The sequence below is a fragment of the Vreelandella glaciei genome, assembly GCF_013415125.1.
GTDB lineage: Bacteria > Pseudomonadota > Gammaproteobacteria > Pseudomonadales > Halomonadaceae > Vreelandella > Vreelandella glaciei.
On the sequence record NZ_JACCDE010000016.1, the window covers coordinates 15,951 to 28,611 of the forward strand.

Genomic DNA, 12,661 nt, shown 5'->3' on the forward strand with positions numbered 1-12,661 from the left:
TTTTAAAACAAATTAAAGGCAAAATAAAATACTATTTTTATCAATCATTAGACACCATCATATAAGCCTGCGTAAAATCCATCAAGTACACAACGTCTTTACTGGTTCATAAGGACCCACCATGACCCCCTGGACTGTACTCGTATCGATTATTGCCTTACTTGCGTTACTCATTAGTGGCAAGGTAAAACCGGCCATTGCCTTTGTTACGCTAGCAGGTATTTTTCTAGTGCTAGGCTTTGTAGATACCAACACGCTACTCATGCAGTTTTCCAATCCAGCGCTTGCAACATTACTGCTGCTGCTGCTCGTTTCGCTTGCACTAGAGCGCTCACCTTTACTGGACTGGCTTTCTCGGCACTTATTGAGCGGCCACCCTCGTCTCGCCACCGCGCGACTGATGGGAAGTACCGCCATCCTCTCTGCGTTTTTGAATAACACCGCCGTGGTGGCTGCTTTTTTAGGCGCGGTTTCACGCCAACAACGCATCGCACCTTCGCGGCTGTTAATTCCACTCTCCTATGCTTCGATATTAGGCGGCATCACAACGTTAGTAGGCACCTCCACTAACTTAGTGGTTAACTCTTTCAATGTTAGTGCCAGCGGTACTGAGTTGAGCATGTTTCAATTTAGCCTAGTCGGCATACCCGTTGCTTTAATTTCTCTATGTGTGCTGATGTGGCGCGCCAATTCATTACCACACCACCGGTTGGAAGATACCAATGAGAAGCTTGCCTACTTCTTAGCCGCTGACCTTGATCCCAGCTCACCGATGATCGGTAAAAGCATTGAAGATAACGGTCTACGCAGTTTAGAGGGACTCTATTTACTAGAAATTGAACGCCAAGGAAGGCTTATAAGCCCCGTCGCTCCAGACGAGCTGCTGCAGGCTAATGACATGCTGGTCTTCACCGGTGAAACAGGCAAGGTACAGGCCTTACAGCGCTTTCCAGGGTTACAGCTATTCGGACATCAAGCTGACAACCTACTCGCGACAAACCTCGTGGAAGTCGTTATTTCTCATGAATCAGAGCTTCCCGGAAAAACACTGCAGGATGTGGATTTCCGCAGCATGTTCAGTGCAGGCGTGGTGGGCATACGACGAGGGGAAAAACGCCTGGAAGGGCAACTAGGGAAAATCCCGCTCCGCGTTGGTGACTGCTTACTACTGGCCGTAAGTGCTGATTTTCGGCAGCACCGCAATCTAGACCGCAACTTCCACTTGCTCAGTGGCAGCTTCACACGGCCGCGGCTGAGCAACAAAGAGAGCTTATTCACGGTAGGCGGATTCGCTGCGGTTATCATCTTTGCCACCGCCAATTTACTGCCCTTATTTCATGGGCTGTTGATGCTTTTAGGCGGGCTACTCGTCATGAAAGTCATCAGTTTCGCGGAACTACGCCGCCGTTTCCCGTTTGAGTTATGGCTAATCATTGGCTCAGCATTAGCGATTGCCCAAGCACTTGAAAATTCCGGCGCCGCAGGCCTGCTAGTGACCGGCATGCAGGCTTTATTCAGTGGCTATGGTATCTACGCCGCTTTTATAGGGTGCTATTTATTAACGCTGCTGTTGACAGAAACAGTCACAAACAACGCCGCTGCCGCCCTGGCCTTCCCCATCGCCTGGAGCACTGCCCAAGCGTTTGGAGCGGACCCACTCCCCTTTGTAATGGCGGTAGCCTATGGCGCCAGCGCGTGCTTTTTGATTCCCTTTGGCTATCAAACTCACCTGATGGTGTACTCACCAGGACGCTATCAAGTGGCTGACTTCCTCAAAATTGGGCTGCCTGTCAGTATCACCTACTCTGCTGCCGTGTTGATCATCACGCCACTCGTGTTCCCATTTTAGTAAGTAAAACGCTTAAACCTTATAGCCAGCTTCTCGCGCCAGCATGGTATTGGCTTTTAGCCACCCATCAATGTGCCCGCAGTCAAAAGTACGACCCAACATCCGAAAGGCCTCCACGGATCCACCTTCTTGCATTAAGCTATCGATAGCATCAGTAAGTTGGACTTCGCCTCCAGCACCTGGAGGTAAGCCATCCAACAGCTGCATAATGCGATAAGGCAATACGTAACGGCCTATCACCGAAAGACGCGAGGGAGCATCTTCAGGCTTTGGCTTTTCTACCACACCACGCATAGCAGCACTCTCACCAGGGGCTGGCTCATCACAGTCTACAATACCGTAACGATACACCTCCTCATGGGGAACAGCTTCCACCATAATTTGCGCCACCTGCTTAGCATTCCAACGTTCAACCATGCTGCCTAAATCGCATGTACTACAGGAAATTTGAGGCTTCACCAGTACGTCCGGCAAAATAACCGCAAACGGCTCATCCTTATCCAGCAGGTAAGCGGCACAAAAAATCGCATGACCTAAGCCTTTTGCGCTCGGCTGGCGAACACTGGTTACCTTTAATTTTTTAGGGGAAATAGACGAAAGGATTTGCAACTGGGCATCCTTGCCCTTGCTGGCCAGCGAGTGCTCAAGCTCAAAATGCGCATCAAAATGATCTTCAATGGCCGATTTTCCTGCTCGAGTCACCAAAATAATTTCATTGATACCCGCTGCCAACGCCTCCTCTACTACGTGTTGTATCAATGGCCGATCAACAACGGGTACCATCTCTTTCGGAATGGCCTTACTAATCGGCAACAAACGAGTACCAAACCCGGCTACGGGTATAATTGCTTTGCGTACCTGCATCACGAATGGCTTCCTTTTCAAAATACATTTTAAGCTACCCTGCTTTTTTCCAATCATTCAATTTAGCCAAAAGTTGAGTAGTGCTGGGATCTTCTACATTCTCCTGCTCAACAGATTTATCAGCAAGCGTTTGATAAAGACTGGTCGCTAACTGTTTACCGAGCTCTACACCAGGTTGGTCAAAAGGATTCAAGTTCCATAAAACTGATTGAACAAACACCTTATGCTCATAGAGCGCTAATAGTGCACCAATTGACCAAGGATCTAGCTGCTTCAATAGTAGGAAGGAATTAGGGTGATTACCACGATAACCTTGCGCAATTTGTCCCTTGAGCGCTACGGGAATAGCCTCATCCCCTAACGCAAAAAGCTGTGCTTGTGCCAAGCAATTTGCTAGTGTTAGCTGCTCTTGAGAGGCTAACGACTCTTGTACTTTATCAGGCGCATTCACTTCACGCGTAGCCACAGCGACAAAGTCTGCGCTCACCGTATGCCCCCCCTGATGCAACAGTTGATAAAAAGCATGCTGCGCATTGGGCCCAACGTCCCCCCACATAATGGGGCATGTAGCATGATTAACGGAACGACCATCTAAGCCAATCTTTTTCCCGTTAGACTCCATTTCTAGTTGCTGTAAATAAGCAGACAGGCTTTTTAGACGACCATCGTAGGGTAAGACCACATGCGTAGGAATATTAAGGAACTGACAATTCCAAGCGCCGACTAATGCCAACAAAGCAGGTAAATTAGTGGCCAATGGCGTGTCTATAAAGTGGCGATCCATTGCATGAGCGCCATCTAATAATGCATCAAAACATTCCGTACCCAGCTGCATAGCGACACTAATACCAATAGGCGACCAAAGTGAAAAGCGCCCTCCTATCCACTCCTTAAATACCAACTGATGAGACTCAGGAATACCAAAGGTGGTCATCTTTTCAGGCTTGGAAGAAACACCGATCAACTGGTAGCGACAGATAGTAGCCTCGTCTACCTCAAGTGCACTGCTAAGCCAAGCCAACACGGTACGCGCATTAAAGTGTGTATCGGCCGTAGTGAACGACTTTGAAGCAAGCACGATAAGGGTAGTCGCTGGATTCAAACGCTCCATTAAAGGCAGAATCTGCGACCCATCCATCGTTGAAACATAATGCACGCCCACCTTCGTACTACTAGGAAGATCGGCTAATGACTCACTGATCAGTTTTGGCCCCAAATCAGAACCTCCAACACCAATATGCACTATATTGGTGATTGTTTGACCGGTGGCCCCAAACCATTCGCCTGCATGAACACGCTTAACCATTTTGGCCATACGGGCCCGCTGCTGCTGGCAAAAAGCAGCAGCGTACTCCATTCCTGCTGGAGGGGTCGCCGTTTCAGGCCACCTTGCGGCCATGTGCAAAGCGGCACGCTGCTCGGAAGGGTTAACCATCTCCCCAGCGAAGAATGCTTGACGCCTGGCTTCAATACCGCAACTGCGCGCCCATTCAATCAATAGTGCTATTGTTTTTTGGGTAAGCCGTTGCTTGCTGAAATCAACATGAAGCGAGCCAAAGGTAAACGCCAGTGCTTTAGCACGTTGCTTCGCCGTTGGGCCATTGCCAATGAGGTCGCGTAGAGACTGAGCCTGCAGCCTCATAGCATGAACCGCTAGTTCATTGGCAGGCGTGTAAAGACGTTGGTTTACCGCTGATAGTGGGGCATCCATGGTGTCTTCCTTATAGGCTAAATAAACAGATAACTACTCATTTTATGAAGCAAGCGATGAGCCATTTCCACCCTCTCAACATTTAATCTTATGTTTTACAACGTGATGACAAAAAAGGCAGAAGCCCAAATAAATTTTAAGCTCCTGCCATAATCGAAGACTAATAAGACTTTTATCCTCTCAAAACACCGGAAAGTAGCCGGGCAGCACTTTCAATTAGCTCATCTAAATGCTGAGGGCCTTTGAAGCTTTCCGCATATATTTTATAAAGCGATTCGGTACCGCTAGGTCGGGCTGCAAACCAACCATTATCGGTCGTTACCTTAAGACCACCAATGGAGGCATCATTGCCAGGCGCTTTTACCAACACCGCTGTAATAGGATCACCCGCTAGCATCGTCTCTGTGACACTTTCAGCACTTAACTGCTTGAACGCTGCTTTTTCCTCAGGCGTACAAGCAGTATCTACTCGCTTATAGAAAGGCTCGCCGAAACGCTCAGTCAGCGAGCGGTAATACTCACTAGGCGTTTTCCCCGTTACCGCAGTGATCTCTGCCGCTAACAAGCACAACGCGATACCATCTTTGTCTGTCGACCAAGGTTTACCATCACGAGTAAGCAAGCTAGCCCCTGCGCTCTCCTCCCCACCAAACGCTAACCACCCTTCGTGCAGCCCATCAACAAACCACTTAAAGCCCACAGGTACTTCATAAAGCTCCCGCCCATGAGAGGCTACCACTCGGTCAATCATTGAAGAAGAGACTAATGTTTTACCTACTTTTAGCGACTCCGCCCATTCAGGTCGATGCCCCATAAGGTAATCCACACACACCGCCAAAAAATGGTTAGGGTTCATCAAACCATTAGCATCAACAATGCCATGCCGATCAGCATCAGGGTCATTACCAAAGGCGATATCGAAACGGTCTTTAATTTCAAGCAGGTTGGCCATTGCCGCCGCGCTAGAGCAATCCATTCGAATTTTGCCGTCATGATCTGGCGGCATAAATGCAAAATTGACGTCCAAAGTGGTATTAACCACTTCTAAGTTCAGGCCATAATGTTCGGCTATCGCCTGCCAAACAGGCAAAGCAGTCCCCCCCATAGGATCCACACCCAGAGTCAGGTTAGCTTTTTTAATCGCAGTTATATCGACGACAGAACCTAATTGAGCGACATAATGTGAGGTAAAGTCATACTCCTGTGCGTAGTCGAGCATATTTTCAACGGGCACAGGGGAGATATCGCTTAACCGGCGCAATAGATAGGCATTCGCACGATGTTCAATCCATTCCGTCGCGCCTGTATCAGCAGGGCCGCCATGGTGAGGATTATATTTAATCCCGCCATCTTCTGGCGGGTTATGGGAAGGCGTGATGATCAAACCGTCTGACAAGGAGGCGCCTAGCATAGCGTTATGCTGCAAAATCGCTCGGCTCACTAACGGTGTGGCGGTATAGCCATGATTTTTTTCAATCATTACAGGCACTTTATTCGCAGCTAACACCTGTAATACGCACTGCCACGCGGGTCTGGAAAGCGCATGCGTATCAAATGCTAAAAAAAGGGGCCCCTGATAATCCACTTCTCGGCGATAGTCGACCACAGCTTGAGTAATGGCGATAATATGTCCCGCATTAAACGTTCGCTCTGTCGCACGCCCTCGATGACCAGACGTACCGAACGCGACGCGTTCCTTTATAACGCTTACATCCGGCTGCTCACTAAAAAATGCCTCAACTATATCGCTCATCACACCCGCCCTTTTCGCTTAAAGATATTGTCAAAACTATCGCTTTCCTAGTCTAATTTAGCCAATTTTTTCTCCCATGCCCATGCATGTCGGATAATAGTGTCCAACGCCGAGAAGTTGGGATACCAACCAAGTACCTTTCGCACAAGGGCTGAATCTGCGACCAGTGTTGCCGGGTCTCCTGAGCGCCGCTCCCCCTCAAGCACCACGATATCCCGGCCATCGTCTGCCACCACACGCCTAACCGCATCGATCACCTGCTGCACAGAAAATCCCGCTCCATTGCCCAAATTATAGGCATTCGCCCCTATAATCTGTTTATTCAACAGTGCCTTTAAGGCAAGAGCATGAGCAGAGCATAAATCTTCAATATGGATATAATCGCGGACACAGGTACCATCCTCTGTCGCATAATCACGGCCAAAAACGGTAACAGCCTCACGCCGACCTGAAGCCGCTTGTAGAATAATAGGAATTAAATGTGTTTCAGGATCATGACATTCACCAATCTCACCACCCGGGTCCCCACCACAAGCATTAAAATAGCGTAACGACACGGAATTAAGTCCATAGGCAGCGGCATAGTCGCTTAAGATACGTTCAACCATCAGCTTAGACATACCATATGGGTTGATCGGCTGCTGTGGATGAGCTTCATCAATAGGCAGATAATGAGGCTCACCAAAAGTAGCCGCTGTCGACGAAAAAATGAACTGCTTCACATCGTGTCGCACCATGACATCAAGCAAATTTAGCGTATTAGCCACATTATTGCGATAATATTTACTTGGGTGCTGCACAGACTCTCCCACCAAACTGCAGGCAGCAAAATGCATGACACCATCAAACTCATATTGATTAAATAAATTTTCCAGCAAGACAATATCGGCTAAATCACCGACCACCAACTCGCCGTAACACGCCAATTCACGGAAACCACTGGTTAAGTTATCCAGTACAACAACATTGTGCCCCTCTAAGCTAAGTTGCTTCACCATATGTGAACCAATATAGCCAGCGCCTCCAACAATTAATAAATTCACGATTCACCTATTAATTTCAGTATAAAAAATAAAACATCTTATAAATCTTAAGAAGCAGAGAACTTAATCGACTCACCAGCTAACGGAGCATTAACTTTTAAGGGTGTAAATTGTAAGAAGCTATACAGCTCCTCCTCAATCCAACGCTGTTCAAAGGGAGGGACTGCCGCATAACTGCAGCGCCTATCGCGCATTAACACATCCAAGCGCCGGAACGCATGGCCACTAGCGGCCCGCTGATAAACCTGCTGGGCACCACGGAGGGTAAACGTAAGCTGACTGGCACTTTTATCCTGTACTTTTTCATCTTCTAAAGCCACCACCATTAGATTCCGCTTCCAACGCAAGGTATCAAGGTAGCCAATGGAAGAAACATTTAAAGCGAATGCCAACACTCCTTGATTCACTTTAGCATTCAAGTGGGATAAATCAGCAAGGTAATAGTGCCAATCTAAAGAGTTATCGTCTTGGGAGGCAACTGAGAATGGGTCATGGTAAAGCTCTGAACCAAGCTTATCCTTTAAAAATGCTTGAACGCCCTCTAAGGCATGTTCTTCATCATAGACAAACACCACTATTTTTGAGTAAATAGACTTTAAAAAATCCCAATGATTATGCTCAGCTGAAAGCAACGCTGGCCAACGGACTTTGGCTTGATAAAAGCGCAGAAAGCTATTGAAGGAACGAGAAGTCGTGTATTTACCATCAAGGGAAGCAACCAGCTCTCCCACTAATGGTAGTGACAAACGACTCAATTCACAGTTTCTATTTTGCAAAAGATGAAGAACTTTACTTTTTAAATAAAGATCTTCCATAAGCGCTTTATTAATTGGTGCAACACGACTTCGGTCTATCATTATTACATGACAGTCACTGTTCCAGCGCAGTATTTCCAAATACCTTAAAGCATTATCGCCAAGGGAAAAAATAATTGTTTTACCAGGATTCTGAAAAGCAATATCCCCTAACTGCTGGTGCCACTGATGCTGCATTAACGTTACCGCATCGGGCTCAGCTATCAAACCATGCCGATGACTATAACCAGCACCGACCTCCGTATTATCAAATAAGTCTCCATATACCACGGTGTGCTGGAGTTTATTTAATTCTAGCAAAGCTTGGTATTTGGTTTCGGGCTCAGATCCGATTAATATCAACATCGGGTTAGGAATAGATTTTACATAGTCATAGGGGTTTTCATAGCTAGAATCAAGACTATGCCAACGATGCTGCTCTATCCCCCTCAACATTGCAGAGCGCTCTTCCAAGTAGAGACGTTCGGCTTCAGCACCTTCAAGCAAATTAGCGAACTCACTAATGTCAAGTGGCGCAATCCTAGCTAAGCGATCACGAAGCTGGTGAGCGCGATAACTGACCTTCCGAACGAAAAAGCGATTTTCGCCTAATAACTCGGGATAGTCATCATCATAATAAACCCTTGGAATCCCCCAGTTATTAAACTTATAGCGAGTGATTAATTCATCACTAATTTGCTCATTGGGTATGAGATTAGCCACCATGGTTTGAAAAAAAAGCTCATCGGGCACCCAAGTGCGCCGATAAAATGTCTTCAATGCCGGATGACTGCGGTAAAGATCAAGAACGCTAAATACAGTACTTCGCCGTAAGCACCACCACTGCGATCCCATATGAGCCGTATGATTCAGCGGTATCGCACGCTTTATTTTCAGCTTGCGCTGCAACTTAAGCGACCAATCAAACCAAAATGTTTGGTAACGCCAGTTAAAAAAATGGTACTTCGACCAACGCTGTTTCTGAAGCCCTGCGGTCACCCATTTATTTTTTTCCGCATTGACAGCTTCAATGTGATCCTGGCCACTTTCCGCTAAAAAGTGTTCAAGCAACTGTATCGGTTTAACCGGCATACACGAGCCAGAAATCAGCATAAAATAATCGCTGTCCACATCGTGCTGTTGAATGGCAGCCATACAATTAAGGGTAGCCTGCACAATAGACCACTCACCCCACACCACTTTTACACGCTCAGCAAAATAAATATTGCCGGGCAGTTGATCGTAGCCCCAATCTGCCACAGCAGCAGATAAATCGCCCCCACTAGAGGCATCATGGTGCACAAACACGTTACTACCAGCGCTCAGTAGCGACCCTAATAAATCTTTAAGCTGTTCTGGCTTCTCGTGTGCGAGCAAAACGAATGACACTTTCACTATTACCAACCTCCTAAATTTATTAGCCCGCGTTTAGCCAGATCTTTCCATCCTTTAAAAGGTACCGATACATGCTGATCATAGAGTATATCTTTCTGATCAATCACAGCGCCATACTGCTTATATTCAGCAGAATCGTTATAATGCTGCTTAGCAATCATTTCCTGCTTTACTTTATCATTTAACTGACTAATGAATTTAAAATGCAGCAGCGCCCCCGTTACCATACGTTCATCTATGCAGCGATTTAAGCGACGTGGCAACATCATGTGCATAGAGGAAATATAGACATAGTTCCATTTCCATTTAACAAGAGGTACTTTATTCAATGCTGGTGAACTAGCTGGTTGTTGTTTAGAAAACACTCGACGCCTAACGCCACCCTGCACATACAAATTTCGATAATTTCCATTGTACTGTTTTGAATAACCATAACCATCGAAATAAGGGCAGGCGTTTAGTGGGTCTGTCCCTTCTTCATAGAAAGTATCAGCAACAGCTTTATCGCTGTACATATCAAGCATGATAGTAAAAAATGAGTCCTGTTTTATAGCTTCCAAATACTGAGTAAGATCTCGCAGATCGCGCGTTTCCATATGCGGATAAACAAAAAATTCATCAGGATCACAAGTAAAACACCAGTGCCCACGGCCATAACGGAAAAGCAAATTATTAAGCCAGTGCATTCCAAAATTAGAGTCTTTATAGCTACCCTTCGTATAATAGTGGGTAACATCCGGCTGTTCAGCCAATAGCGCAGTGGTATTATCAGTAGAACCATTATCGGCAATAAAAAAATGATCAACGCCAAGACGACGGTAATAATCTAAAAAGAAGGCAAGCCGGTGCCCTTCATTTTTCATTGTTGAGAATAGAAGAATACTATTTGTCGAATAACTCGCACTCCCTTTTTTAACTCGTGTCAGACTTTTTCCGCTGGAATAGGCTGCACGAGCATAGGGGTAAATTTCACTTAACCAACTCCATTGCTTTTTAAAAATCTTAAACATGATCGCCCCGGCAGTTACTAAAATTTATGGCAAATAAAGTGATTGGCAGAAACCTAATTTCTGCTCATGCAAGCATACGTCTTGCTGAGCAATATATGCTTCTTTTTCAGTCACAACAGGGGGCGAAAACTGAGTGAAATCAGTAAACTTCATGTCAGATCCACGGTCAACAATCGACTGATGCTTCACGTTATAATACTTGCTATCTTTTGAGTAGATACCATTTACACCCGCTCTAGCCAGTATAAAGTGCACATGGAAGCGAGCACATATAGCGAAATCATTAGGACCGACGTTAATTTTTTTATAGAGCGAATCTTTAATTACTAGCTTTTGGGCGGCTGGAATTTTCTTTTTAACAATGTCAAAAACCTCATTATCCTGCCAAGGGTAGCTTTCGAAAAACAAAACCTCATCAAACGTAGCAGAAAATGCCTGCAAATTATCCCAATACTCTGAAGTAACTTTATTCAAATTATACGCAAGAAAAGAAAGATAGAGCCTCTTTTTTGAATTATCCTTTTTGACAATATCGGTAATGGCATACAAATAGCAATCATCCAAACCATTAACAAAATGACCGTTAGTAAATTTACTCTTAAGCCATCTAAAATTGTCAACATCGCGTAGTTCGAAAGCATGATAATGTGCAAAGATGTTATTTAGCAGCTCTAGCTGTTCTTTCTTTGGCTCTGGTGCAGGGCCAAAACCGATCCCTGTAGCGACTATTTTTTTTCCGTATTTTTCTTTTAAAGAAGCAAGAAAGCCGATGTAAAAGCCCTTCTCAGGATCATAATTATTCAAATACCCCCCACCGTGAAGGTGAACTATGTCAGCTTCAAAAAACGGTTTAAGATCATATTGGTGATACTTCTCGACGCCACCATTATCGATAAAATGGTAGCCCCGAAGCACCTGTTCCCAAAAACCTATTTCAGAGAAGCTTTTGGCCACTTTAACCAAGTCATCTTTAAATTTAATATTTCTTGTTTCACCGTGTAGTTTCTTTTCTTTATCCGCTATATTTTCATATAACGTAACCGTTGACCCAGGTAGATGCTCTTTGAAAAAGTCTATCCAACCTTTAACAATCAACTCATCACCGTAATTGGGCGCACCGGCACCACCGATAAGAACAATATTCAAAACTTAACTCCCAACATGAAATCCAAAATACTTTTAAAAGCCGCATCCCAAAAGAGACTGCTTTACTTCATTCTAGCACTTTAATCAGACTTCTATACTCTAGTATTTTTAATCTAACAGCCTTTATGTCGGGTCGATTGCCGTGTATTATCTTTAAGAATTTGATAGAGTCAACCAAGTCAGTCTTGGACAAAATATCTGCAATAGACATTGCCATTTCCACATCCGCATCAGACAATCTTTCAGACGTTTTTCCTTTTGAAAAGAGAGAGTTGCAATGGCGCAAAAAAACCTTGGCTCTTCTATCCGTTAAATACTTATTCTCGTCACTCAGCATCCAATCATAGTAACGCTTAATTTTTCTTTTGCTACGCGCAAGCTCATGAAACTTCTCTATATCAATTGAATTTTCAATAAATGAATCAACAAGCCAATTAAGCATCTTCATCTCATGAAGATACGTTGCTATCGAGTGGCCAAGGCCAGGTACCTTTAGTTTTTCAAGGGTCGAATATCTTATAGCATGTTTTTTATCGAGCTCGTAGAGCGGGTCATAAACTACATACCCACAAGCATTCGTGTCTGCTCCATCAGCGAACTCTCCCTTCCAATCAAAGTGAAAAGAGCTGAGTGCCCTTTTCGCTTCATAATCCCATGATGCTATTTCTTTGTTTCGCGTCGAGATTGGATTTAGCAACAGCAACCGATCGACACCAAGTACATTGGAAAATGCTGAAGCAGCATATCCTCCCATACTGCCGCCATACGCTAGCCTTTCTTTAAAATCAGGCAGTTTTTTCGCAAGTTCTTTAAGACATTTAAAAAAAACAGCATCCCTATAATAATTATAACTTCCTTTAATATTGGTAAACCCAATCACATTCAAGCCTTTCTTTTTTAAATAATCATACCCCCACGGAGATACTTCATTCATCACGTCTTCTCTTGTCACACTATGCCCAGCACCTGCAAAAGCAAAAACTAATGCCTTACTGATATCATAAATATAAATTTTTACATAAATGTCTCCAAACAAGAAAACCTTGTCCTCACATCTATCAAAGTTAGCCATTTCAATTTTTCGTTTGCTAAATAA

9 protein-coding genes are annotated in these 12,661 nt (G+C 44.9%); 1 reads left to right on the top strand and 8 read right to left on the bottom strand.

Annotated features, from left to right (window positions below):
* The first annotated feature begins 121 nt into the window (after positions 1 to 121).
* On the top strand, positions 122 to 1,849 hold the full coding sequence (locus HZS80_RS11930) for an SLC13 family permease (protein ID WP_035566768.1): 1,728 nt from the start codon (positions 122 to 124) through the stop codon (positions 1,847 to 1,849).
* Between the two features lie 12 nt (positions 1,850 to 1,861).
* Here HZS80_RS11930 and HZS80_RS11935 read toward each other — a convergent pair whose 3' ends face one another.
* The 8 genes from HZS80_RS11935 to HZS80_RS11970 form a co-directional block, all read right to left on the bottom strand.
* Entirely contained in the window at positions 1,862 to 2,716 is an 855-nt protein-coding gene (locus HZS80_RS11935; RefSeq protein ID WP_179916262.1) for a sugar phosphate nucleotidyltransferase, read from the bottom strand.
* 31 nt (positions 2,717 to 2,747) lie between these two features.
* On the bottom strand, positions 2,748 to 4,424 hold the full coding sequence (pgi, locus tag HZS80_RS11940) for a glucose-6-phosphate isomerase (protein ID WP_179916203.1): 1,677 nt from the start codon (positions 4,422 to 4,424) through the stop codon (positions 2,748 to 2,750).
* 172 nt (positions 4,425 to 4,596) lie between these two features.
* Complete coding sequence (gene pgm / locus HZS80_RS11945; RefSeq protein WP_179916204.1) at positions 4,597 to 6,177, bottom strand: phosphoglucomutase (alpha-D-glucose-1,6-bisphosphate-dependent); 1,581 nt, start codon at positions 6,175 to 6,177, stop codon at positions 4,597 to 4,599.
* A 47-nt stretch (positions 6,178 to 6,224) separates the two neighbouring features.
* A complete protein-coding gene (galE, locus tag HZS80_RS11950) occupies positions 6,225 to 7,220 on the bottom strand; it encodes a UDP-glucose 4-epimerase GalE (RefSeq protein WP_179916205.1) in 996 nt (331 codons plus the stop codon).
* A 47-nt stretch (positions 7,221 to 7,267) separates the two neighbouring features.
* Entirely contained in the window at positions 7,268 to 9,409 is a 2,142-nt protein-coding gene (locus HZS80_RS11955; protein ID WP_179916206.1) for a beta-1,6-N-acetylglucosaminyltransferase, read from the bottom strand.
* A gap of 2 nt (positions 9,410 to 9,411) precedes the next feature.
* Complete coding sequence (locus HZS80_RS11960; RefSeq protein WP_179916207.1) at positions 9,412 to 10,419, bottom strand: glycosyltransferase family 2 protein; 1,008 nt, start codon at positions 10,417 to 10,419, stop codon at positions 9,412 to 9,414.
* Between the two features lie 24 nt (positions 10,420 to 10,443).
* Positions 10,444 to 11,565, bottom strand: coding sequence for a polysaccharide pyruvyl transferase family protein (locus HZS80_RS11965; protein WP_179916208.1), 1,122 nt, complete (start codon positions 11,563 to 11,565; stop codon positions 10,444 to 10,446).
* Between the two features lie 67 nt (positions 11,566 to 11,632).
* Complete coding sequence (locus HZS80_RS11970) at positions 11,633 to 12,637, bottom strand: hypothetical protein (protein WP_179916209.1); 1,005 nt, start codon at positions 12,635 to 12,637, stop codon at positions 11,633 to 11,635.
* Positions 12,638 to 12,661 lie beyond the last annotated feature (24 nt).

What these genes read in the sequence shown, in the direction of transcription:
- HZS80_RS11930 (WP_035566768.1), top strand. Translation starts at nt 122, where the DNA reads ATGACCCCCTGGACTGTACTCGTATCGATTATTGCCTTACTTGCGTTA.
- pgi (WP_179916203.1), bottom strand. Translation starts at nt 4,424, where the DNA reads ATGGATGCCCCACTATCAGCGGTAAACCAACGTCTTTACACGCCTGCC.
- pgm (WP_179916204.1), bottom strand. Translation starts at nt 6,177, where the DNA reads ATGAGCGATATAGTTGAGGCATTTTTTAGTGAGCAGCCGGATGTAAGC.
- HZS80_RS11960 (WP_179916207.1), bottom strand. Translation starts at nt 10,419, where the DNA reads ATGTTTAAGATTTTTAAAAAGCAATGGAGTTGGTTAAGTGAAATTTAC.
- HZS80_RS11970 (WP_179916209.1), bottom strand. Translation starts at nt 12,637, where the DNA reads ATGGCTAACTTTGATAGATGTGAGGACAAGGTTTTCTTGTTTGGAGAC.